Source organism: Polaribacter sp. 2305UL8-11, from assembly GCF_058147165.1.
In genome coordinates this window covers 30933-56387 of sequence record NZ_JBYVJW010000008.1, presented here as the reverse complement: position 1 = coordinate 56387, position 25455 = coordinate 30933, and the positions used below count along the sequence as shown (strand labels likewise).

The window sequence follows — 25455 nt, the reverse complement described above, 5'->3', positions numbered from 1 at the left end:
CATTATTCTTTGCAAACATATAGTATAATTATGAATATGTCAATCACTGAAAACAGTGAAATTTTTTCCTCACTGAAAACAGTGAGTTTTCTCACTGTTTTCAGTGAGGAGAATAAAAAGTAAAACTAGACTCTCTCTTTTTACATCCCTCAATTAATAGTATATTGCGTCTTTAATTTTGATAAAAGAAGAATATGAAAATAATAGTGCCAATGGCTGGAATTGGGTCTCGATTAAGACCTCATACTTTAACTGTACCTAAACCCTTAACTGTAATTGCAGGAAAACCAATTGTACAACGTTTAGTAGAAGATATAACTTCGGTTGTAAACCAAAAAATAGAAGAAATAGCTTTTATAATTGGACCCACTGCAAAAGGTTTTCCTACAAATACATCAGAAAAATTAATAAAAATTGCAGAAGAATTAGGGGCAAAAGGTTCTGTGTATGTGCAAAATGAAGCTTTAGGAACAGCACACGCAATATATTGTGCTAAAGAATCTTTAAACGGTCCTTGTGTAGTTGCTTTTGCAGATACTTTATTTAAAGCAGATTTTAAGTTAGATGCAAATGCAGATGGTGCAATTTGGGTAAAGAAAGTAGAAGATCCTAGTGCTTTTGGAGTGGTAAAATTAAATGATGGTTATATTTCTGATTTTGTCGAAAAACCAAAGGATTTCGTGTCAGATTTAGCAATTATTGGTATTTATTATTTTAAAGATGGTGATAAGGTGCGTGAAGAAATTCAGTATTTAATTGATAATGATTTGAAAGAAAATGGAGAATATCAATTAACAAATGTATTAGAATCTTTAAAACAACAAGGAGCCAAATTTATTCCAGGAACTGTAAATGCTTGGATGGACTGTGGTAAAAAAGACCCAACTGTAGATACTAATAAGCAAGTTTTGGGTTTTGAAAAAGAGGCAGGAAATAATTTAGTTTCTAAAGATGTTGTTTTAGAAAATTCAGAGATTATTCAACCTTGTTTTATTGGAGAAAATGTAGTTTTAAAAAACACAAAAATAGGGCCTTATGTGTCTTTAGGAGCAAATAGTGTTGTGACAGATTCTACAATTGTTAATTCTTTAATTCAAACAAATGTAAAAATCTCTAACGCAAATTTAAACAATGCTATGATTGGTAGCCATGCAAAATATAATGGTAAATTTACCTCTGTAAGTATTGGCGATTACACTGAACTAACATAAATGATTAAACTTTTTAAGAACATAGAACAGAAAAAAAAGAGAGCTATTTATACAAAATATGCTCTCTTCTCTATTTTCTTTATTCTTTTCTCTTTAAGGTCTTACACACAAGATAGCATTCCAGAAGCTAAAGACTTAACAGAAGAAAAGGAATTAAAATTCCAACAGTTTTTTTTTAAAGCACTTTCAGAAAAATCTATAGGAAATTACCAAAGAGCTATAGAAAATTTAGAAAGTTGTAATCAAATATTATCTAATGATGTCTCTGTTTTTTATGAATTTTCTAAAAACTATTTGTTTTTAAATAAAACACTTTTAGCAAAAGAATATATAGACAGAGCTTTGGCAAAAGACCCAGAAAATATATGGATGCTAAAACACTTGGTTAAAATTTATATTAGAGATAAAAATTTTTCTGAAGCAATAAAAGTACAGCAAAAAATAATTGAGAAAAATCCAAAAGAGCGTTCTTTCTTGGTAAGATTGTACTTACAAAATAAAAATTATGACAAAGCTCTTTTTTTAATATATGATCTAGAAAAAGAAAATAGTTTATCTGCAAGATTGCAAAGAATTAAAAAAGGTCTTGAAAGTAGAAAAAATAAAAATACTACCAATTCTAAAGAAAAAGAACCAAATTCTAATAGTTTAGAAAATCAATTCAAAACCAATAAAGCCTATGTAATTTTAGAACAATTATTAAATAAGTACAAAACAGAAGCCAATACTCTTTTAAAGTATAGTAAAGAAGGAATTGCACTTTTTCCTGCACAACCTTTTGTTTATTTAATGAATGGAAAAGCCTTAAATAATAAGAAAAATTATAAAAAAGCGTTAAATAGTTTAAAAAATGGTATTGATTTTGTAATTGATGATGAAATGGAAGTAGATTTTTACAAAGAAATAGCAAAAGCCTATAATGGTTTAGGAAACTTAAAAGAGGCAAAAAAATACTCAGAGAAAGCTAAAAAAATAAAAAGTTAGAATGAAATTTATAAAATATTTTATCGTTTTTGCTATTGTGTTTACTTCTTGTAAAACAAAAAAAAACATAATGAGCACATCAACAGAAATTACCAAAGAAATGTCTGCTAAAAAAGTAGCAAGAAAACATATTGCTGCAAATTTTGATAAAAAAAATATAGAAGCTAAACTGAAAGCAAATTTTGATAATGGTAAATTAAATCAAAGTTTTTCTGTGAGTTTAAGAATGATAAAAGACAAAGTAATTTGGTTAAAGGGTACAAAGTTTATCAATATTTTTAAAGCAAAAATTACTCCAGAAAAAGTAAGTTTTTATTCTCCATTAGAAAAAAAATATTTTGAGGGAGATTTTTCGATGCTAAAAAAGCTATTGGGTACAGATATTAATTTTGAGCAACTCCAAAACTTATTATTAGGACAAGCAATATTAAACGTAAAAAAAGAAAAACAGGTTGTAGAAATTATAGATAATTCGTATGTTTTATCACCAGAAAAACAAATTAATTTATTCGATATTTTCTTTACAGTAAATCCATCTCATTTTAAATTAGATAAACAATCTCTTGTAAATTCTATAAAAAACCAACGTTTAGATATTTTTTATCCTTCTTACAATTTAATTGATGATGAAATTTTTCCGTCAGAAATAAAAATAAAAGCAAAACAACCTAATAAGTATACAAATATCGATTTTGTAGTAAAATCTGTAACTTTTAACTCTGATTTTAATACTGATTTTTCTATCCCAAAAGGATATAAGCAAATTAAATTATAGTGTTATATAAAAGGCTTTACATATCATTATTTCTTCTTTTTTCTGTAGCATTTTCTAGTTTTACACAAACAAGAAAACAGCTAGAAGCACAGCGTTTAAAATATAAAAAAGAGATTAGAGAAATTAATAATTTACTTTTTAAAGAAAAGAAGAAAGAAAAAAATGCACTAGAAGATTTAACAGACATCAACAAAAAAATTAGCGTTAGAGATAAGTTAATTACTACCATAAATTCTGAGAAAAAATTAATTTTAAAAGAAATTGCAAAAAATGAAAAGAGTTTAAAGGATCTTAAAAAAAACTTAGATAATTTAAAGAAAGATTATGCTGCAATTATTTTTAAATCATACAAAAGCAAATCGCAACAAAGCAAAACAATGTTTTTGTTATCTTCTAAAAACTTTCATCAAGCTTATAAAAGGCTAGAGTATATGAAACAATACACTTCTTTTAGAAAAAAACAGGGAGAAGAAATTATTGTACAAACCAACGTTATTAAAAAATTTAATGACTCATTGTTGTACCAAAAACAAATTAAAGATACTTTAATTTTAAATGAAAAAGAGCAAAAAGAGCAAATAGAAACAGATAAAAAACGTAAAGAAAAATTAATTTCTGCAATAAAAAATAAAGAAAATAAGTACAAAAGAGAGCTTCGTAAAAAAATTAAAGAAGAAAAAAAAGTATCGCAAAGAATTGATAAAATTATTAGAGATGAAATTGCAAGAGCCAACAGAATTGCCAAAGCAAAGCTAAAAATAAAGCCAAAAACTTCTAAAAAAAATGAATTTATTCTTAGCCCAGAAGCTAAAGCTTTAGCTGTAAAATTCGAATTAAACAAAGGTAAATTACCTTGGCCAGTTAAAGAAAGTATTATTGTAAGAAGGTTTGGTAAACAACCTCACCCAACTTTTCCTGGGATTACAATAAATAGTACAGGTTTGCATTTTGTGACCAAAAAAGGAAACAATGCAGAAGCTATTTTTAATGGCGAAGTTTTAAATATTTTAATTGGTGCAGAAGGAAGAAAAACGGTAATTATTAAACATGGTAATTACTTGTCTAGTTATAATAATTTAGATGAGGTGTTTGTTAAAAAAGGTGATGTAATTAAAACAGGACAAAATATTGGACATATTTTTACAGATAAAGTTTCTGGTAAAACAAAATTAGTATTTGTACTTTATAAAAATACGGTAAAATTAAATCCTTCTTCTTGGCTTTTAAAGAGGTAAATTAATCTACAGGTTGTGGATAATATTTGATGTTTTTTTGCAAAATAATAGCATTAGGCAGTGTAATAAGTTCTCCTTTTTTTGTTTTTAAAGTAATAAAAAAGGCACCAATATCTCTAATTTGTCCAGTTGTATCATTGTCTTTTTCTAAAATGGTAATTGTGTCACCAATTTTTACAGGATAATTAATAAATAGAATTAAACCAGCAGTTATATTAGAAAGAATAGACCATTGTGCAAAAAAAGCAATTCCTAAAATGGTTAAAAAAGAAGAGATATATACCAATAATTGCTTTTCATCTACACCCCAAATAAAAGAGACAAAAACAATTACAGTCATATAAATAAGTATGGTTATTATTTTGTTGGTAACTAATATTCTAGATTTTTGAAAACCAAACTTTAACTGAATTTTCTTTAAAGAGTTTGTAATTAACCAACGCATAAAAAACGCAATAACAAGTATTGCTACTGTAAGAATAATTTTGTTATTGTAAAATTCCATAAGTATTATTTTAATTAAATAAAGCTTTTAAAGCAGTTGCATCTTCTGGTTTTAACTTTCCAGCCAAAACTAAACTTAATTGCTTACGCCTTAAAGCACCATCAAAACGTTCTTTTTCTAAGTCAGTTTCTGGAGTAATTTGCGGAATTAAAACAGGTCTTCCAGTTTCATCTACAGCCACAAAAGTATAAATACCCTCATTAACTTTAGTTCTAGACCTAGATTGTCTATCCTCTATCCAAACGTCTACATAAATTTCCATAGAAGATTTAAATGCACGAGAAACTTTTGCTTCTATAGTAACTACACTTCCTACAGGAATTGATTTGTTAAAAGCCACGTGGTTTACAGAGGCAGTAACTACAATTCTTCTAGAATGTCTTCTAGCAGCAATACTACAAGCCCTGTCCATTCTTGCTAATAATTCACCACCAAAAAGATTGTCTAAATAATTGGTTTCGCCAGGTAAAACTAAATCTGTAAGTGTTGTTAAAGATTCTTTAGGAGTTTTTGCTTCCATCAAAAAAATATTTTTTGCAAAGATAGCAATCACTTATTTAAAAGTGATGTAAAAAAAGCAGAAGTAAAGTTTAATTATTTTAACTTTTTAATTAACAACCAAGCATCTTTAGAAACAGTATCTTGTATTTTATACAAACTATTAGTTGCTTTATTTCTATCTGAATAGCTGTTAAAAATAACTTGAGTTAAGCCCCATTTATTAACGCCGATAATTTTAGCATCAAAACCTTTAGCTTTTAATTGTTTTACCTTTTTTGAAGCATTTTCTGGAAATTGAAATGCACCAGCAACAATATGATACAATTTTGGAGTTTCTTTTTCTACATTTAAATTGATAGTTGGCAAAGGATTAGAAATAACAAAAGTCGCTTTTTGTATCTTTCTTTCTAATGCTTTTTCTTGGTTTGCTAAAACCTCTTTTTGCTTGTTATTTTCATAACCATTATAACCAGCAAAACCTAATGTTAATAAAATAGCAGCAGTTGCAGCATATTTAATAAAAGCAGGCACTCCTTTTTTGGTTTCTTTTTCTACAACAGGAATTAAAGGTTTTACTTGTTGTTTGTATCTAGAAATTTCAGAAGATTCAAAAGAAGATAAACCAAAAGATGTTGTTAAATAATTAACTTTATTATTGGGCTCAAAAACTATTTGTTTTTCTTCATTTAAAGATAAAAAACCTAAATTATCAATTTTTATAGATGAAGATTTAATTTCGTTTCTCCATTTAATAACAGACAAAGAGATAGCAGTAGAAGCTTTTTCGAAAGAAATACTTTCTGAAGCAGCAATATAATTTGCTAACAAACCATCATTATGTTTTAAATGACTATTAAATGCAATCTGTTTTGTTGGCGGATAAAATGTGTGAGAAGAATTATCTAATTTTGCACCAATTCTATTGGTTACAAATCCTCCAAAGTCAGGTACAATTACACAGTCGTATCTGTATAATAAATCATTGATGTATCTTGCTATTATCATTATAACAAAATTAGAAATTTTAATGATTTTCTAAAATTATTTACACAAAAATTATCAACAATTTTTTATATATTGGTATTCAAATTGTTAACTTTTGAAAGAAGAGAAATTACTTGCTGTTTTAAGAATGCAAAGATGCAAAGCCATTGGCGATATTTTAGCCAAAAAATTGATTGTAAATGTTGGTGATGTAGTACAAGTTTTTAAAGAAAAACCTGCTTTGTTATCAAAAATAAACGGAATTGGTGCACACGTTTTAAAACACCTTTCTGACCCTAAAAACATACAGTTTGCAGAAGAAGAATTAAAATACATAAAAGACAATGATATTGCATATTCTTATTTTTTAGAGAATGATTACCCTGAAAATCTTCAGCAATGTATAGACAGCCCAATTTTATTATTTAAAGATGGAAATATCGATTTATCGAACAATAAAATCATTTCTATTGTAGGTACAAGAAACATCAGTTCTTATGGGCGTAATTTTTGCAATCAATTAATAGAAGAATTAGCAGAATACAACCCAATAATTGTAAGTGGTTTTGCTTATGGAGTTGATATTTGTGCACACAAAGCTGCGATAGAAAACAAATTACAAACTGTAGCTGTATTGGCTCATGGTTTTGAGCAAATTTACCCAAAAGTTCATAAGAAATACATAAATCAGCTTAATGAAAATGGAGGCTTTTTAACCGAATTTTGGAGTGGAGAGCAACCACTTAGAGAAAATTTTTTAAAACGAAATAGAATTGTTGCAGGAATTTCTAAAGCAACCATTATTATAGAATCTGCAGCAAAAGGCGGTTCTTTAGTAACAGCAGATATTGCTAATTCTTATAATAAAGATGTGTTTGCAGTGCCTGGAAGAACCACAGATATTTATAGTAGAGGTTGTAATAATTTAATTAAAAATAACAAAGCACATTTGTTAAGTTCTGCATCAGATATTGTAAAAATGCTAAATTGGGACATTCAAGAAAAACCCAAACCTATTCAAAAACAACTGTTTGTAGAACTGAATGAAAACGAACAAAAAATATATGATTTATTGCACAAAAAAGGGCAACAATTATTAGATGTTATTGCTTTAGAATGTAATATTCCTATTTTTAAATTGTCATCCATTTTATTACAAATGGAAATGAAAGGAGTTCTAAAACCTTTGCCAGGAAAGACGTTCGAAATCGTCTAAATATGCTTATTTTTGTAGGATATTCAGTATAAAATGTCAACAAATCAAAAATTAATTTCTAAAAAGAAACCCACTTTTCCAATCAATAAAGATTTGAATGAGTTTCTAATAAAATATAAAAGAAGTACAAAAATTAGCATTTTATACAACGATTTGTTGCGTTTTCAAGGTTCTGTTTCTGTATATGACAAAAATGATGAAGATACACTTTGGATAAGGACTTACTATTCTGAATGGGATAGAAATGAAATAGACCGTAGTTTAAAAAAAATATATACCATTTTACATTCAGATGGTAATGAAAGTACCATTCCGTTTTTAAATGTAGATGCTATAGATTACTGTACGTTTGGAAATTCGAAACCATTTAGAATTAAAGTTAGAAATATTTTAAATGATAATTTTACTTATTTTTATGTAAAAAAAGCAGATGCTTCTAGGGTTTACGGATTAGAGTTAGAGCACTTATTATCACCTTACAATATCAACTATTTGGTACATAAAGATACCTTGATAGAAGAACATATTTCTGGAATTCCTGGCGATGATTTTATCAATAATATACTTCCAGAATGTTCCTCTTCAGAGCAATCTCAAATAGCCAAAGAGTTCGTAAAGTTTAAAGAACGTTGTATGATTCGTTTGTTAGGAGACATGCGTTCTTACAATTATGTAATTACACCCATCCATGATTTTGACAAAATTGTGTATAAAATTAGAGCCATAGATTTTGACCAACAATCTTATGAAGGCAGCCTAAAAGTGTATAATTTACAGTTTATGAAAGAGAACTTTAAAATGGTAGAAATGGTTAGTAAACGCTTGCAAAACAGTTCTATAGAGCAGTATAAAATAGAAGAACGTTCTTTTATAGCAAAAAGAATGATTACATCACCAAATAGAACCACAAGGCTTATTGAGTGTATGAAAGGCGATTTAATTTCGCGTCCAGAAAACGTAGAACAACTAAAGCAAGATTTAATTAATTACGTAGGTGATGTAGAGTTTAAAAAATGTCAAAATATGGGCGAAGTTTTAGAAACTATTCTAGCATTTGTAGAGCGTAACTATTTAGATATTAGTAATAAAGAGTTGTTTTAGAAGCTATTTCCTGTTTTCCATTATATCTTTTTATTTGTGCTGAATTTATTTCAGTATCTTTTAAAGTAAAAGGAATTAATTTTTTAAAAAAAGATACTGAAACGAGTTCAGCATAAAAAGGATGCCATTACAACCAGGGCTAAACTTGTTTACTAACTTTATTTATTACAGAGATAATTTTGTTATTATAAAATAAGTAATAAAATTTACTATACCTCACAGGTTTTTAAAACCTGTGAGGTATATAACCAACTATTTAACTTCAAAAATAATTGGCAAATTATATTTAGTTTTTACAGCTTTACTTTTTTGTTTTCCAGGAATAAATCGAGGTAATTTTTGAAGTAATTTTCTCACTTCTTTTTCTAAGATTAGATGAGGTGCTCTAACTTTAATGTCGATTTTATTTTTATAAATGATATTCAATTTTATTTCTTACTCCTAAAACTCTCTATAATAACAGTTAATAGAATTAAACTTCCGCCAATAAATGTATTAAAATTAGGAATTTCATTTACAAAAATATAGGCAATAATTATCCCAAAAATAGGTTGAATACTACTTATAATACTGGCTGTAGTTGCAGAAAAATGCTTTAAAGAATTTACCATTAATGTATGTCCAATTGCAGTAGTTAATAAAGCAACCAAAACTAATAAGGGTAACTGACTTTTTAGATTTGAAAAATCACTAAAAAATAGTGTAGGAATTAACAAAACACTTATTACAACCATTTGATAAAACATTAAAAGGCTTCCATTGTATTTTTTTACATCTTCTTTAACCATTAAGTTTCTTACAGCATAAAAGAAAGCAGATAAAATGGCCAATAAAATTCCTTTAAAATAATTGTTTTGTAAAGAAAACTCTGGTACTAAGAGATAGACTCCAATAATTACAAATAAAGCCAAAACAATATGAACTTTATTTATTTTCTTCTTTGAAAATAAAGGCTCTAAAAAAGCAGTTATAATTGGGTAAGTATAAATAGATAACATTGCCAAAGCAACATTAGATAATTTCAAGGCATAAAAATAACTAACCCAATGTGCGCCCATTAAAAAACCACCTATAAAAAAAGAGCGTTTGTCTTTGGCAGACTGTATTGTAAAATTAATGTTTTTAATTTTACAGAAAACACCAATTAGAATAGCTGCTAAAAAAGCTCTACACAAAATAATAGCTTCTGCTGGCATAGCAATGTATTTACCCAAAACCCCAGAAGTGCTAATGCATAAAGTTCCTAAAAGGAGTACTGATAAATTTTTTATATGTGTGTTTTGCATTTTTTAAAGAGGTCTCCTCGAGCGCAGTCGAGAGGTTTTTAAAAGAATAAATTTATTTTAGGTTTCAACTGCGCTCAACCTGACATTCTTTTTATATTTTCTGCAAAACAGTCAAAGCTGTTTTTACACTATCTATTTTAATAAAAGTAATGAGTAATCGCAGTCCGTTTTTAGTTTGTTTTTCTTTCATTACACAACTTTTTCCATTTTGCTGTACATATTTTAACATTCTAGAAAAAGCTTCTGTTTGATAAAATTCGCTTTGTTGGTCAGAAACAAAATAACCCAGCATTCTTTTTTGTTTTAGAATAATTTTTTCTAAACCTAATTCTTTTGCCAACCATTTTATTCTAACAGAATCTAGTAAATCTTCTACTTGTGTTGGGAATTCTCCAAATCTGTCAATAATTTCAGTTTCAAAAATTTTGAGTTCTTCTTCGGTTTTTAAAGTTCCTAGTTTGTTGTATAAAGCCAATCTTTCTGTAATTGAATTGATATAATCATCAGGAAATAAAATTTCAAAATCAGTATCAATAGTCACTTCTTTTACAAATTCTTTTGGTTTGGAGTTGTCTGTTGGATATAAATCTTTAAACTCATTTTCTTTCAGCTCTTCGATGGCTTCTTGCAATATTTTTTGGTAGGTATCAAAACCAATATCATTTATGAAACCACTTTGCTCACCACCTAATAAATCTCCAGCACCACGAATTTCTAAATCTTTCATGGCAATGTTAATTCCACTTCCTAAATCAGAAAACAAAACCAAGGCTTCAATTCGTTTTCTGGCATCATCTGTCATCATGTGATAAGGTGGAGTAATGAAATAACAGAAAGCTTTTTTGTTAGAACGTCCAACTCTACCTCGCATTTGATGCAAATCAGACAACCCAAAATTGTTAGCATTATTAATAAAAATGGTGTTTGCATTGGGTACATCTAAACCACTTTCTACAATAGTTGTAGATACCAAAACATCAAAATCATTATTCATAAAACCGAGCATTAATTCCTCTAGTTTTTTGCCTTCCATTTGTCCATGACCAATACCAATTTTTGCTGATGGCACCAATCTTTGCAACAAGCCAGCAACTTCTTTAATGTTTTCGATTCTATTATGGATAAAGAAAACCTGTCCACCTCTAGAAATTTCATAAGAAATGGCATCTCTAATCGTTTCTTCAGAAAAACAAATCACATTACTTTCTATAGGATGTCTGTTTGGTGGAGGTGTTTTGATAACAGATAAATCTCTGGCAGCCATTAAACTAAACTGTAACGTTCTTGGAATAGGAGTTGCAGTTAGCGTTAATGTATCTACGTTTTCCTTTAAAGTTTTGAGTTTGTCTTTTACAGCAACTCCAAATTTTTGTTCTTCATCAATAATTAATAATCCTAAATTTTTAAATTTTATACGTTGATTTGTTAATTGATGTGTACCAATAATAATATCTACAGAACCATCATTAACACCATTTATTGCAGCTGTTTTTTGTTTTGCAGTTCTAAATCTATTTAAATAATCTATGGTAACAGGAAAGTTTTTTAATCTTTCAGAAAACGTTTTATAATGCTGAAAAGCCAAAATGGTTGTGGGTACTAAAATAGCTACTTGTTTGCCATTATCAACAGCTTTAAAAGCAGCTCTAACTGCAACTTCTGTTTTTCCAAAACCAACATCGCCACAAACCAACCTATCCATAGGTTGTTCTTTTTCCATATCATTTTTTACAGCTTGTGTAGCTGTATATTGGTCTGGAGTATCTTCGTACATAAAACTCCCTTCCAATTCATGCTGAATGTGCGTATCTGGGCCAAAAGCAAATCCTTTTTGTAGTTTTCTTTTTGCATACAACTGGATTAAGTTAAAGGCAATATGCTTAACTCTGGCTTTGGTTTTTTGTTTGATTTTTTTCCAAGCTCCAGAACCTAATTTATATATTTTAGGTGCTTTACCATCTTTTCCATTAAATTTTGAAATCTTGTGAAGCGAGTGAATACTTACATATAAAATATCACGTTCTCCATAAACTAATTTAATTGCCTCTTGCTTTTTACCTTGAACATCTATTTTTTGTAAGCCACCAAATTTTCCAATTCCATGATCCATGTGGGTTACATAATCACCAATTTCAAGTTTATTTAATTCTTGTAATGTGATGGCTTGTTTTTTAGCATAACCATTTTTTAGTCGGAATTTATGATAACGTTCAAAAATTTGATGATCTGTATAACAAACTATCTTATGATTAACATCTACAAAACCTTGATACAAAGGAAAAACGATAGTTTCATAATGAACCTCTTTGTCTGAATCATCAAAAATATCATGAAAACGTTTGGCTTGTTGATCGTTTGCACAGAAAATATAATTGGTAAAACCTGCTTTGTGGTATTCTTCTAAGTTATCAATTAATAAATTGAATTGTTTGTTAAATGAAGGTTGGGGATTGACATTGAATTCAATGTCATGCTGAACTTGTTTCAGCATCTTTTCATTATCCTGCAAGGTTTCAAAAACCTTGTTGGTATGATTATCATTTGCAGACCTACTAGGTTTTGAAAACCTAGCAGGACTTAGTTTTACCAAAGTAAAATCATTCAATTGTTGTTTAATAAAATCGCCATCACAAAATAATTCACTAGGTTTTGCGTGATTAATCTCTTTAGATAAATCATGAAAAGCTGCTTCCGCTTTTTGGAAAAATTTATCTAAACTCCCTTTTAAAAGCGAAATGTTTTTTATGAAAACAACAGTTTTAGAGGAAATGTACTTTAGGAAGCTTTCTCGGTTTTCTTGTAAAGTTTTATTTTCTACATTGGGCATTATAGAAACTTTTTTCAGTTTCTCTTTAGACAGCTGTGTTTCTACATCAAAAGCTCTAATACTATCAATTTCATCACCAAAAAATTCTATTCTGTAAGGCTCATCATTCGAAAAAGAAAAAACATCTATAATTCCTCCACGAACAGAAAAATCTCCAGGTTCTGTAACAAAATCTACACGTTTAAATTTGTATTCAAAGAGAACTTCATTTACAAAATCGAGCGATAAATCTTCGCCAACAGCAACTTTTAGTGTGTTTTTTTCAAGTTCTTTTTTGGTAACTACTTTTTCAAACAAAGCTGTTGGATACGTTACAATTACAGCAGGTTTTTTTCTAGAATTTATCCTATTTAAAACTTCTGAACGCAATAAAACATTTGCATTATCAGTTTCTTCAATATGATAAGGTCTTCTGTAAGAACCAGGATAAAATAATACGTTTTTATCACCTAAAAGTTGTTCTAAATCATTTAAATAATAGGCAGCTTCTTCTTTGTCATTAAAAATTAAAAGATAAGGTTTGTCTGCTTTTTTAAAAGTTTCAGATATCACAAAAGACAACGAAGAACCAACCAAATTCGATATTTGAAAATGGTTTTTATCTTGTTGAAGTGCTTTATTTATCTGCGAAACACTCGCAGATCTTTGGTATTGATTTACAATGTTCTGGGTACTCAACTAAATCTATTTTAATGCAAATATAGGACTTAAATTAGGTAGAGAATAAAACTCTTTAATTTTTATGTTTTATAACAGAAAATACTTGTAATATGTTTTTTTACACTAAACCCAACCAGTAAAAATGAATAAAAATTACGTTTTAAATAATCATAATAAATTTTTTAGATATGAAAAACGTAATAATATTTATGATTTTTGGAACAATTATTATTGTTGGTAAATGTCATGCTCAAACTAAAAGTGATTGGGAAATAGGTGTAAGTGCAGCACTTGTAAAATTTAATAATAAAAATGCTTCTTTTATAGGTGATAAGCACATATTTCATATACCTAGGCTTAACTTAACTTATCATTTTAAAAATAATTTTTCTGTTGATGCTGAGATTGGTTTTAACACAATTAATAATATAGGTGTCATTAAAAATTCTGCTAGGTATAATTCTTTTGGTGGTTCAGTTAGGTACCATTTTAAGCAACAATTTGGTTTTTTAGAACCTTATGTTTTTATAGGAGGAACATTTATAAAATCTGAAAGGAAAAATACGCCTACTTTAAATTTTGGTATAGGAAACACCTATTGGATTTCTGATAGAATAGGAATTAATATGCAAGCAATTTATAAGTTTTCTGAAAATAGATTTGAGAGTATGAGATCTCATTTACAATTTACAGTAGGTGTTGTATATCGTTTTAGTTTTGATACTACTTTGTCTAGGAGAACAAGAATATGGCAAATTAAACACTAGTAATTTATTTTTTTTGTAAAAAAAAAGAGAGAAAAAGTATGAACTACTTTGTTTTCTTAAAGAATACAATATATTTGCTTTTCGATAGTTTTATAATAGTTTAAATTATTCTCCCTTAATAAAATGAAAAAAAAAATTAATTATTTATTTCTTAGTTTCTTTTTTTTGACGCTTACAATGTTAAGTCAAAACAATGAAAATAAATGGGCAATAACTTTTGGCTCTGGTTCTATTTTATATTCTCAAGAAGATGGTGCAGCCATTGGTTATAGATATAATACTCAGTTTCCAAGAGTATCTGTTGGAAGGTATTTGTTTAAAAACATTAGTCTTGTTGCTAGTATTTCTTCTTCTTTAGATGGAGCAAAAAAATATACAACTTTTGATGGAGAAGCTAGATATGATTTTGGAACTTCTTACAATAGAATCTCTCCATATATTTTATTAGGAGGAAGTATAATTCAAGCAAAGAGAACACTACCAACTTTAAATTTTGGAGTGGGTGGAACAATTTGGATTTCAGATAAATTGGGTCTTAATGGGCAAATAATGTATAAATACAATGAAGAAAGATTTCAAAGCCAACGTTCTCATAATTTTGGTTCTGTTGGTTTAATATATCGTTTTTCATTTTCAAGTTCTGGAAATAGTTCTATTATTAAAGACTCTAGAAAAAGCCGAATTTGGGATCAAAAAAATTAAAAATAGACCTAAAAAATAGTATAACGTAGACCTGCAAAAAATCGGATTCCTTGATTAGATGCATACACGTAACTTGGGTCAAAAGCCAATTCTGGTTTTTTTTCTGTATCAACCCCAACATCAAAAGGATTGTTAGCGCTATTAATGCTATTTGCAGCAGGAGTAAAATTTAATAGGTTTTTTATACCTCCATAAATTTCCCAAGAGTTACTAAACTTTTTGCTTAATTGTATGTTTTGTATGCTAAACCATGGTGAGTATTCTGCTCTTGGATCTTTAGGTCCCAGTAAAGGTAATCGCATTGGTCCATAAACATTTCCAGTATAATCTACAGTAAAATTATTTCTAAATTTATAAGAAATAGACCATACACCACTAAAACTTTCTGTAAGTAATTGTCTTGTTTTTATATTGTTTTCTGTGATGGAAACATCCATTAATGTTGCTCCAGCATTTATACTTAATCCGTTTAGAAATAAAATATCTGTGTTTAAAGAAATTCCTTTAGAAACAGAATAACCATCTAAATTAGCATAGATAATTTTATTGGTATCTGTTTCGTAATCTGGTAAAATTCTATTATTAAAATATGTGTAAAATGCACTTGCATCTAAAGTAATGATTGAGTTTTTAGGATAAAACTTTTTCACATAATTCACATTTGCATTCCATGACGTTTCTGGGTTTAACGCTCCATCAAACTCAACTTCTCTTGCACCAGTTAAGGCTGCATGATCTTCTGTAAAAACATTGGCAACTCTAAAACCATTACCAACACTTACTCTAAAAATATCAGAATTATCTTTTGAGTTCCATTTGTAATTTATTCTTGGCGAAAAAATACTTCCATGTAAACTATTGTAATCCCATCTTGCACCAAGAAGTAATTTGTTTTGTTTGTTCAAAGCAATTTCATCTTGTAAAAAAACACCAGGTAAATGCGTAATAGAGGGTTGGTTTAAAACTCCATTACTATCTAAAGTTGCAAAAGTATTATCATCATAAAAAGTATATCTGTAAGCGAGTCCTAAAGTAAAATCGTGTTTTTCTTTAAATAATCTGTTATATACAAATTGACCAAAACCAATGATTTGTTTTGCATCATAAGCATCTGTTCCGTAAAAAGAATCTTGATAATGTCCATTTGCACTAAACTGAAAGTTAATGTTTTCTAATGTGGGTAACTGATAGGTTCCAAAAGCCTCCCATCTGTTTGTATAAATACTTTCTCCGTATTTTACATTAGTTCCTCTAAATTCACGTTCCCAATCTAATTCTCCTCCCCATCTATCTTCATAAACATATCTTCCAGCAATAGTAAATGTTTTTCCGCTTTTTCTATCAATATCAATTTTATTAAAAATAGATATTCTATTTTGCAATGTTAAGTCTGTAAAACCATCATTATTATTGTCAATTCTATTCTGATAATTAAAATAATTGACACCCAATAAACCTTGCGCTTTTTTTGATAATTTATAACGCAATCCAACATCCGTATTCACCTCTCCCCAAGAACTTGTTAGAATATCTGTTGATAAAATGGGCGCATTTGAAGGTTTTTTTGTGATGATATTAATAATTCCTCCAACAGCTTCAGAACCATAAAGTGTTGATGCTGGACCTTTAACAACTTCTACACGTTCTATTAATGCTTGCGGAATTCCAGTTAAACCATAAACTGTAGAAAGTCCACTAACTATTGGCATTCCATCAATTAAAACAAACGTATAAGGGCCTTCTAAACCATTTATATGAATATCTCCAGTATTGCAAACATTACAATTTAATTGTGGACGAACACCATTTACGTTTTGCAAAGACTCAAAAATAGAAGGAGTAGGGTTTTTCTTAAAAAAAGTTTTGCTATATACTTCTACAGGAACTGGACTGTTAGATTTTGTAACAGGTTTTAGTGTTCCAGAAATCACAATTTCATCTAAAGAATTGCTTTCATTCAAAGTAAAGTTTCTTTGGATAGTTTTTCCGCCAAAAAATGAAATTTTAATAGATTTTGGTTTAAAACCAATAGAACTTACAACCAATGTGTATTTTCCATCAGGTATGTTTTTAAGTTGATAAAACCCGTTTTCGTTAGTTGAAGTTCCTAATTTCGTTTTCTTTAAATAGACATTAACATAAGGTAGCAATTCTCCTGCAGAGGTTATTTTTCCAGAAATACTATTTTGAGCTGAAATAGCATTTATCCCAAAAAATAAAATACAAGCTATCTTAAACAATAATTTCATTTTTACTAAATTTTTGACAAATATAATTAAATTTTTAGTCTTGTCTAAAAATAAATTTTAATTTAAATAAAAAGTTTATCTTTGTTGTCTAAATTATTTAGGATGTTTACACTTTCTGAAGAAAACTATTTAAAAGCAATTTATCATTTAGAAATTGATGCAGAAAAAGGCATCAGTACAAATGCTATTGCAGAACAATTGACAACAAAAGCTTCTTCTGTTACAGATATGATTAAAAAATTATCTGATAAAAAAGTAGTGGTTTACAAAAAGTATAAGGGTGTTAAATTAACAGATTTAGGAAAAAAAATAGCAGCCAATATTGTTAGAAAACATCGTTTGTGGGAGGTTTTTTTAGTAGAAAAACTCAACTTTTCTTGGGATGAAGTGCACGATGTCGCAGAACAGTTAGAGCATATAAAATCACCTAAATTAATCAATCAATTAGATGCTTTGTTGGGTTTTCCAACTCATGATCCTCATGGAGATCCTATTCCAGATAAAGATGGAAATTTAAAAACCATTGATAAAAGTTTATTATCTACTTTATCGAAAAATGAAATAGGAATTTGTGTAGGAGTAGATGATTCATCATCAGAATTTTTACAGTTTTTAGATAAAAAAGGCATCACTTTAGGAAAACAAATAACTGTTTTAGAAAAAGAAGATTTTGATGACTCTTTATCTATAGAAGTCGAGGGTAAAAAACTATCAATTTCAAATAAAATAGCGAACAATTTATACATTAAAAAGCAATGAGTACATTCGATCAATTAGTGGCTTTTGGTAAAGAACATCCAATTCAAGCTGCATTATACGCTTCACTTTTTACTTGGGGATTAACAGCAGCTGGTGCAGCTTTGGTTTTCTTTTTTAAGAAAGCAAACAGAGCTGTTTTAGACGGAATGTTAGGTTTTACTGGTGGAGTTATGGTAGCTGCAAGTTTTTGGAGTTTATTAGCGCCAGCCATAGATAATTCTCCTGGAGAAGGTTTTGTAAAAGTTTTGCCATCTGCAATTGGCTTTGGTTTAGGTGCTTTAGCACTTTTTGGAATGGACAAAATTTTACCTCACTTACATATTAATTTTAAGGAAAATGAAAAAGAAGGTGTAAAAACGGAGTGGCACAAAACTACATTGTTAGTTTTAGCAATAACATTACATAATATTCCAGAAGGGTTAGCAGTAGGTGTTTTATTTGGTGCTGCATCTACTTTAGTGGGTGTTGAGCAAACAGAAATGATTATTGCTGCAATTTCTTTAGCAATTGGTATTGGAATACAGAATTTCCCAGAAGGTTTTGCAGTGGCAATGCCTTTAAGAAGACAGGGTGTTAGTAGATTAAAAAGTTTTTGGTATGGACAATTATCTGCAATTGTAGAACCTATTGCAGCAGTTTTAGGAGCTTTGGCAGTTTCATTTTTTACTCCAATTTTGCCTTATGCTTTGGCTTTTGCAGCAGGTGCAATGATTTTTGTAGTTGTAGAAGAAGTAATCCCAGAAACGCAAAGAGATAAATATACAGATATTGCCACACTCGGGTTTATTGGTGGTTTTATTGTAATGATGTCTTTGGATGTTGGTTTGGGATAAAACACAATGTGTTTATATAAGTACTAAAACCCAAGTCCTTTTTGATTCATATACGGATTATTAAAACTAATCCATTTTGAAGTTTTATTCATTTTTCCATCTGTATTCATAGGTGTAAATCTAACTTTATACTTCCCTTTTCCATTAAAAGTAAATGCACCAGAACACATTCCATGTCCAACATTTAAACTTTTGTTCCACTCTCTAATAATGTACGTGTTTTTCTCATTGGTTTCTAAGTTAACAACTTCTGTTTTAAACCAAATTTCATTTTCTCTCTTGTTTTTTACTTTGAAAATTGCGTTTGCTGATGGTCCACAACCATAAAAAATAACTTCAGTTTTCTTAAAGTCTATTTCTAAATCATTATTTAGAAAATTACTTTGTTTCTTATTTGTAGTCTGCCAAAAAATTGGTTCTCTTTTTCCTGTTTCAGAATTCCAATTCGTGAAATCCATTTTTTCTAATTCTGTAAGGTTTGATATTTTTAAATAATATTTAGAATTTGGTTGTAATTCATTTTTAAGTTTAAAAATTGCCTGTTTTAAACTCATCTGCCCTTTATGTATTGTTAATAAAATTAAATCTACAGTTTCTCCTTTTTTGTTTTCTAAATAAACTTTTCTGTTTTTAAAGCTATCAATAGTTTTTTGACTCATTGCATAACCTTCAATAATAAACATAGAGTTTAAACTAATTTCTCTTTGTTTAGGTAGAAAAGTTAGTCCGTTTGAAGCACACATTATATTATTTGATGAAAAAATTTGAATAGAAATAAGGAAAAGTATAAGCGTAAATGTATTTTTCATAAAATTAGTTTTGTTTTTTGAGTTGCAATTATTATTCCAAACTCAATTAATAATAATTTTAGAATGATTATTTTGCAATAAAAATAGTTCTGTGCAACAACCTTCAACTTTTCAAGTATATAATGCTTCTGCAGGAAGTGGTAAAACCTTTACACTTGTAAAACAATACCTTAAAGTTTTATTATCTTCTGAAGATATTTTTACATTTCAGAAAGTATTGGCAATCACATTTACCAACAAAGCTGCTGGTGAAATGAAAGAACGTGTTTTGTATAATTTAGAAGCATTTTCTGAGGGAAACACTACTGATATTTACCCAAAAATTCTTGAAGAAACGCCTTTAGATAAAACAACAATTCAAGAACGAAGCAGAAAAATATTAGACGCAATTCTGCAAAATTATTCCGCATTTTCAATTACCACTATTGATAGTTTTACACACAAAATCATCAAAAATTTTGCGTACGATTTAGGTTTGTCTCTCAATTTTGAAGTAGAAATGGATGCAGTTTCCTTGTTAAATGAAGCTGTAGATGTGTTGATTTCTAAAATAGGTACTGATAAAAAACTCACCAATCTTTTAATCGATTATTCTTTAGATAAAACTGATGATGACAAATCTTGGGACATTGCCAAAGATTTAAACGAATTTGCTAAAATTTTGTTGAATGAAGATGATGTGCAGCATTTCAGAAATTTAGCAGATAAAAAATTAGATGATTTTTTTAATCTGAAAAACAAATTACAAAAAATAAATTCTCAGATAGAAAAAGATTTTAAAGATTTTGGGGATAAAGTTTTAGGTTTTATTGATGATAATGGACTTTCTAAAACCGATTTTAGTTATGGAGATTATCCTAAACACTTTCAGAAATATCAAAAATTACGATTTTTAAAAAATGGAGACATCAAGTTTGAAGGTCGTTTACACAATAACATAGAAGCTGATAAAAATTTATATGGAGGCAAAACATCACCTTTGGCAAAGGATACCATAGATGATTTAAAAGAACAGCTTCATCAATATTATTATCAATCAAAAGAATTGTTTGATGCGCAATATGCGTTGTATGTACTTAATAAAATTGCGTTAAAAAGTATCATTCCTTTAGCGGTTTTAAATAATATCAATTCAGAATTAGAAACCATTAAAGAAGACAATAATATCAGATTAAATGCTGAGTTTAATCAACTGATTTCAGACAATATTAAAGACCAACCAGCACCTTTTATTTATGAGAGAATTGGGCAGCGTTTTCAACATTATTTTATTGATGAAATGCAAGATACTTCTGTGTTACAATGGCAAAATTTAATTCCGTTAATAGACAATGCTTTGGCACAAGAAAATAGCAATTTATTGTTGGTTGGCGATGGAAAACAAGCTATTTATAGATGGCGTGGAGGAAAAGCAGAACAGTTTATCAACTTGGGTTCAGGTATTGAAAATCCTTTTCATATCAGCAAAGAAATTAAGCATTTAGAAACCAATTTTAGGAGTTTTTCTGAGGTTGTCAATTTTAATAATTCTTTTTTTCAACATACAGCAAATTTTCTTCAAAATGAATCATATAAAAAGTTGTTTTTAGAAGGAAATACCCAAAAAGAAAATGCAAAAAAAGGCGGATTTGTATCGCTCACTTTTTTGGAAGATGAAAAAGATAAAGAAGAGAAAAAACTGCGATATCCAAAGAAAGTTTTGGAGAAAATCAATCAACTAAAAAATGATTTTTCTTTAAATGAAATTTGTGTGTTAACACGCACTAAAAAAGACGGAATTGCAGTTGCAAATTATTTGTCAGAACATAATATAGCTATTGTTTCTTCGGAAACGTTGTTGTTGCAAAACAATGCCAAAGTCAACTTTATTATTAATGTTTTAAGGGTTTTACAAAACCCAAGTGACGAAGAAACACGTTTTGAAGTATTATATTTTTTACATCAACATTTAAAAATACCAGATTCAAAACATCAATTTTTAAAAAACTATGCAAAAGCATTAAATGCAAATATTTTTGAGGGTTTAAAAAGCTTTGGAATTTCTTTTGAAATCAATATGTTTTATCAATTGCCATTTTATGAGAAAATAGAAGAAATTGTTAGAGGTTTTAATTTGGTAAATTCTTCAGATGCTTATGTGCAGTTTTTTTTAGATGTAGTCTTAGAACAACAAAGAAAAGGAACTGATGTTGGTGAGTTTTTAGAGTTTTGGGAATTGAAGAAAGACAAATTAAGTATTGTTGCTCCAGAAAGCGCAAATGCTGTGCAAGTAATGACTATTCACAAATCGAAAGGATTGGAATTTCCTGTGGTAATTTTTCCTTGTGATGTTGAGATTTACAGACAAATTAAACCGAAATCTTGGTTAAATGAGTTGCCAGAAACATATAATGGTTTTAATGAACTATTGGTAGATTACAGCAAAAGTTTAGAATTGGTAAGTAGTAGAGGTTTAGAAATTTACAATCAACAAAGAGAAGAATTAGAATTAGATAATTTTAATCTTTTATATGTTGCGCTTACAAGAGCTGTAGAGCAGTTACACATTATCACAGAATATAAAATATCATCAAAAGGAGAAGAAAATACCAATTTTTATTCTGGTGTTTTTATCAACTATTTAAAAGAAAAAAATATCTGGAAAGATGCTATTTTTGAGTATTCTTTTGGAGATGAAAATAGAATCAATAAAAAAGAAAACAAGAGTTCTATTGCAGAAATTCACAAGCAATTTATTTCTGCTCCTTGGCAAGAACACAATATTGTTTTATTGGCAAGTGCATCTAAATTATGGAATACAGAACAAGGTAAAGCCATTGATTTTGGGAATCTTTTACACGAAATGTTTGCAAAGATTAATACTGAAAAAGACATTAATAAAGTTGTAGAACAATATCATCAGCAAGGTTTTATAGATGATAATCAATCAATGTTAATAAAAGAGCAAATACATCAAGTTGTAAATCATCCTCAATTAAAACAGTTTTATCAAAAAGATGTCATTATATATAATGAGAGAGAAATTGTAGATGTTGACAACCAAATTATGATTCCAGATAGATTGGTTTTTACGATGCGTTCAGTATCAATTATAGATTATAAAACTGGAAATCCATCCACAGAACATCATCAGCAATTATTAAAGTACGAACGCGTATTAAAATCGATGAATTGTAAGGTTGATAAAAAACTACTCATATATATTAATGATAAAATTGATGTTGTTGAAGTATCAACAAAAAAATAAACTTCGTAACTTTGTTTTTCTTAAATAGATAAAAAATGTACGGAAAAATTAAGGATACTTTAAAAAAGGAGCTACAGGAAATTAAAGATGCTGGTTTATATAAGTCAGAAAGAATTATCACATCTTCACAAGATGCAGTGATAAAAATTTCTACAGGAGAAGAAGTGATTAACTTTTGTGCGAATAATTATTTAGGGTTGTCAAATCATCCAGAGGTAATTCAAGCTGCAAAAGACACGATGGATTCTCATGGTTTTGGAATGTCTTCAGTACGTTTTATTTGTGGTACACAAGATATTCATAAACAATTAGAAAAAAAGATTGCAGATTTTTATACCACAGAAGACACTATTTTATATGCAGCAGCTTTTGATGCAAATGGAGGTGTTTTTGAGCCTTTACTAACAAAAGAAGATGCCATAATTTCTGATAGTTTAAATCACGCTTCTATTATAGATGGAGTTCGTTTGTGTAAAGCTGCAAGATATAGATACAATAATAATGACATGGTTTCTTTAGAGGAACAGTTAATTGAAGCGAACAAACAAAACCATCGTTTTAAAATAATTGTTACAGATGGTGTTTTTTCTATGGATGGTATTGTAGCTAAGCTCGATGAAATTTGTGATTTAGCAGATAAGTACGATGCTTTGGTAATGGTTGACGAGTGTCATGCAACAGGATTTATTGGAAAAACAGGAAGAGGAACAGTAGAGTTAAAGAATGTAATGGATAGAGTAGACATTGTCACAGGAACTTTAGGTAAAGCCTTAGGAGGAGCAATGGGTGGTTATACCACAGGGAAAAAAGAAATTATAGAAATCTTACGACAACGTTCACGTCCTTATTTATTTTCAAACTCATTAGCACCAGCTTTAGTTGGAGGTGCCTTAAAAGTTTTCGAATTAATCTCCAATGATACTTCATTAAGAGATATATTAGAATGGAATACCAATTATTTTAGAACAGAGATGAAAAAAGCAGGTTTTGATTTGGTAGGCGCAGATGCAGCTATTGTTCCAGTAATGTTGTATGATGCTAAATTATCTCAGACAATGGCAAACAGACTGTTAGCAAAAGGGATTTATGTAATTGGTTTCTTTTTTCCAGTTGTACCAAAAGAAAAAGCAAGAATAAGAGTGCAATTGTCAGCAGCACATACAAAAGAGCATTTAGATAAAGCAATTTCAGCTTTTAAAGAAGTTGGAAAAGAATTAAATATTATTTAGAACTAATAAAAACTTGCAGATTTGCGAATATTTTGTAGATTTGTCTTTGTAGATAAGTTTTAACAACTTACTTTTGCAATTAAAATAACGAACTTTTAATTTAAAAATTTGATAATGAAACGATTAAAATTAGCTGTGATAGCTTTGTTTACGTTGGTAACAGTTAGTAACGTAAGCGCACAAGATGAAAACAACCCATGGGCTGTAGGTTTTGGTGTAAACGTAGTAGATATTTATAATACTTCTAACTTTACAGACCAAGTAAAAGATTTATTAGGAAATGAAGATTGGAACATACTGCCATCTATTTCTAGAGTTTATGCTTCTAAATATTTAGAAAAAGGATTTGGTATTCAATTAGCAGGGTCTTTAAATAAAATTGAAACTTTTACAACAAAAAATGATTCTGACTTTTTATACTGGTCTTTTGATGCTGTTGCTACTTATGACTTAAATTATTTATTTGGTGAAACTGGTTGGTTTGATCCTTATGTATATTTAGGAGGTGGTTATACTTCTATTGACTCAAGTGGAGAAGGTATGCTTAATGGAGGTGTTGGAGCTAATTTCTGGTTTAACGATAATGTTGGATTAAATTTCCAAACAGGAACTAAGAAAGGATTTTCTGATAAAGTTGCTTCTCACTACCAAACTGCTCTTAGTTTAGTATTTAAATTTGGAGGAAAAGATACTGACGGAGATGGTGTTTATGACAAAGATGATGCATGTCCAGATGTTGCAGGTTTAAAAGAATTTAATGGTTGTCCTGATGCTGATGGCGATGGAATCAAAGATTCTGATGATGCTTGTCCTAATACTGCTGGTTTAGCAGCAATGAACGGTTGTCCTGATGCTGATGGTGATGGAGTTGCAGATAAAGATGATATGTGTCCTAACTCTAAAGGAACAAAAGCTAATAAAGGTTGTCCTGATACTGATGGTGATGGAGTTATAGATAGAGATGATAGATGTGCAAATGTTGCTGGTCCAGCTGCAAATGCAGGTTGTCCTTGGCCAGATACTGATGGTGATGGTGTTTTAGATAAAGATGACAAATGTCCATCTGTTGCAGGTGTTGCTTCAAATAATGGTTGTCCAGAAGAAGTAATTAATAAAGAAGATATAGAAGTTATTAACTTTACAGCTAAATCTATCTTATTTAATTCAGGTAGAGCTTCTTTCAAGCCAGGAGTTACTAAGCAATTAAATGCTATAGTAGATATTATGAAGAAAAATTCTAAGGCTACATTTGCTATAGAAGGTCATACAGATAGTTCTGGTCCAGCTCCTTTAAATTTAAGATTATCTAGCAAAAGAGCAATTGCTGTTAGAGATTACTTAGTTAAAAACGGAATTGACGCTACTAGATTAGAAGCTAAAGGTTTTGGTGAAGGATCTCCAGTAGATACTAACAAAACTAGAGCAGGAATGGCTAACAACAGAAGAGTTGAAATTAAAGTAACTAACTAATAAAGTTATTTAAATTATACATAAAAGCCTCATCATTTGATGAGGCTTTTTTTTGTGTTTAATAATTACACTTTTTAAACAAAAAACTTTTTTAGTTTCAATCAA

At 29.0% G+C, this 25455-nt stretch carries 20 protein-coding genes; 13 read left to right on the top strand and 7 right to left on the bottom strand.

Going from position 1 to position 25455, the window contains the following annotated elements; translation table 11 throughout:
* Positions 1 to 194: 194 nt before the first annotated feature.
* Genes ACY2RW_RS08970 through ACY2RW_RS08955 form a run of 4 tightly spaced genes read left to right on the top strand, consistent with a single transcriptional unit; the run spans position 195 to position 4205 of the window.
* The gene (locus ACY2RW_RS08970) at positions 195 to 1211 is read left to right on the top strand and encodes a sugar phosphate nucleotidyltransferase (RefSeq protein ID WP_490122383.1); all 1017 of its coding nucleotides are present in this window, start codon (positions 195 to 197) and stop codon (positions 1209 to 1211) included.
* The gene (locus tag ACY2RW_RS08965) at positions 1212 to 2195 is read left to right on the top strand and encodes a tetratricopeptide repeat protein (protein ID WP_490122382.1); all 984 of its coding nucleotides are present in this window, start codon (positions 1212 to 1214) and stop codon (positions 2193 to 2195) included.
* A gap of 1 nt (position 2196) precedes the next feature.
* On the top strand, positions 2197 to 2970 hold the full coding sequence (gene lolB1, locus ACY2RW_RS08960) for a lipoprotein insertase outer membrane protein LolB1 (protein ID WP_490122381.1): 774 nt from the start codon (positions 2197 to 2199) through the stop codon (positions 2968 to 2970).
* Positions 2970 to 4205, top strand: coding sequence for a murein hydrolase activator EnvC family protein (locus ACY2RW_RS08955; protein WP_490122380.1), 1236 nt, complete (start codon positions 2970 to 2972; stop codon positions 4203 to 4205). Before lolB1 ends, ACY2RW_RS08955 begins: the two co-directional genes overlap by 1 nt.
* A 1-nt stretch (position 4206) precedes the next feature.
* Here ACY2RW_RS08955 and ACY2RW_RS08950 read toward each other — a convergent pair whose 3' ends face one another.
* The 3 genes from ACY2RW_RS08950 to ACY2RW_RS08940 form a co-directional block, all read right to left on the bottom strand.
* Positions 4207 to 4710: a mechanosensitive ion channel domain-containing protein gene (locus ACY2RW_RS08950; RefSeq protein WP_490122379.1), complete on the bottom strand. Its 504-nt coding sequence runs from the start codon at positions 4708 to 4710 to the stop codon at positions 4207 to 4209.
* A 10-nt stretch (positions 4711 to 4720) separates the two neighbouring features.
* Positions 4721 to 5230: an acyl-CoA thioesterase gene (locus tag ACY2RW_RS08945; protein WP_490122378.1), complete on the bottom strand. Its 510-nt coding sequence runs from the start codon at positions 5228 to 5230 to the stop codon at positions 4721 to 4723.
* Between the two features lie 74 nt (positions 5231 to 5304).
* Positions 5305 to 6216 carry an HU domain-containing protein gene (locus ACY2RW_RS08940; protein WP_490122377.1) on the bottom strand — a complete coding sequence of 304 codons (912 nt, stop codon included), beginning with the start codon at positions 6214 to 6216 and terminating at the stop codon, positions 5305 to 5307.
* 94 nt (positions 6217 to 6310) lie between these two features.
* Here ACY2RW_RS08940 and dprA point away from each other — a divergent pair, with 94 nt between their 5' ends.
* Positions 6311 to 7411, top strand: a complete 1101-nt coding sequence (gene dprA, locus ACY2RW_RS08935) for a DNA-processing protein DprA (RefSeq protein ID WP_490122376.1) — start codon at positions 6311 to 6313, stop codon at positions 7409 to 7411.
* A 33-nt stretch (positions 7412 to 7444) separates the two neighbouring features.
* Entirely contained in the window at positions 7445 to 8512 is a 1068-nt protein-coding gene (locus tag ACY2RW_RS08930; RefSeq protein ID WP_490122375.1) for a hypothetical protein, read from the top strand.
* 428 nt (positions 8513 to 8940) lie between these two features.
* Here ACY2RW_RS08930 and ACY2RW_RS08925 read toward each other — a convergent pair whose 3' ends face one another.
* Positions 8941 to 9798 carry a DMT family transporter gene (locus tag ACY2RW_RS08925; RefSeq protein WP_490122374.1) on the bottom strand — a complete coding sequence of 286 codons (858 nt, stop codon included), beginning with the start codon at positions 9796 to 9798 and terminating at the stop codon, positions 8941 to 8943.
* 91 nt (positions 9799 to 9889) lie between these two features.
* On the bottom strand, positions 9890 to 13303 hold the full coding sequence (mfd, locus tag ACY2RW_RS08920) for a transcription-repair coupling factor (protein WP_490122373.1): 3414 nt from the start codon (positions 13301 to 13303) through the stop codon (positions 9890 to 9892).
* A gap of 170 nt (positions 13304 to 13473) precedes the next feature.
* On the opposite strand from mfd, the gene ACY2RW_RS08915 reads away from it, so the two are divergent.
* Positions 13474 to 14052, top strand: a complete 579-nt coding sequence (locus tag ACY2RW_RS08915; protein ID WP_490122372.1) for an outer membrane beta-barrel protein — start codon at positions 13474 to 13476, stop codon at positions 14050 to 14052.
* Between the two features lie 123 nt (positions 14053 to 14175).
* Positions 14176 to 14754, top strand: coding sequence for a hypothetical protein (locus ACY2RW_RS08910; RefSeq protein WP_490122371.1), 579 nt, complete (start codon positions 14176 to 14178; stop codon positions 14752 to 14754).
* Between the two features lie 8 nt (positions 14755 to 14762).
* Here ACY2RW_RS08910 and ACY2RW_RS08905 read toward each other — a convergent pair whose 3' ends face one another.
* A complete protein-coding gene (locus tag ACY2RW_RS08905; protein WP_490122370.1) occupies positions 14763 to 17003 on the bottom strand; it encodes a TonB-dependent receptor in 2241 nt (746 codons plus the stop codon).
* Positions 17004 to 17105: 102 nt separating this feature from the next.
* Between ACY2RW_RS08905 and ACY2RW_RS08900 the strand changes: the two genes are divergently transcribed.
* Both ACY2RW_RS08900 and ACY2RW_RS08895 read left to right on the top strand, forming a co-directional pair.
* Positions 17106 to 17762: a metal-dependent transcriptional regulator gene (locus tag ACY2RW_RS08900; RefSeq protein ID WP_490122369.1), complete on the top strand. Its 657-nt coding sequence runs from the start codon at positions 17106 to 17108 to the stop codon at positions 17760 to 17762.
* On the top strand, positions 17759 to 18595 hold the full coding sequence (locus ACY2RW_RS08895; RefSeq protein WP_490122368.1) for a ZIP family metal transporter: 837 nt from the start codon (positions 17759 to 17761) through the stop codon (positions 18593 to 18595). The genes ACY2RW_RS08900 and ACY2RW_RS08895 overlap by 4 nt, the downstream gene beginning before the upstream one ends.
* 23 nt (positions 18596 to 18618) lie before the next feature.
* On the opposite strand, the gene ACY2RW_RS08890 is transcribed toward ACY2RW_RS08895, so the two are convergent.
* Positions 18619 to 19404, bottom strand: coding sequence for a hypothetical protein (locus tag ACY2RW_RS08890; RefSeq protein WP_490122367.1), 786 nt, complete (start codon positions 19402 to 19404; stop codon positions 18619 to 18621).
* Positions 19405 to 19495: 91 nt separating this feature from the next.
* Here ACY2RW_RS08890 and ACY2RW_RS08885 point away from each other — a divergent pair, with 91 nt between their 5' ends.
* From ACY2RW_RS08885 to ACY2RW_RS08875, 3 genes are all read left to right on the top strand, one after another.
* Positions 19496 to 22651, top strand: coding sequence for a UvrD-helicase domain-containing protein (locus tag ACY2RW_RS08885; RefSeq protein ID WP_490122366.1), 3156 nt, complete (start codon positions 19496 to 19498; stop codon positions 22649 to 22651).
* A gap of 35 nt (positions 22652 to 22686) precedes the next feature.
* Positions 22687 to 23880, top strand: coding sequence for a glycine C-acetyltransferase (gene kbl, locus ACY2RW_RS08880; RefSeq protein WP_490122365.1), 1194 nt, complete (start codon positions 22687 to 22689; stop codon positions 23878 to 23880).
* A gap of 114 nt (positions 23881 to 23994) precedes the next feature.
* Entirely contained in the window at positions 23995 to 25350 is a 1356-nt protein-coding gene (locus tag ACY2RW_RS08875) for an OmpA family protein (RefSeq protein ID WP_490122364.1), read from the top strand.
* Positions 25351 to 25455: the final 105 nt, after the last annotated feature.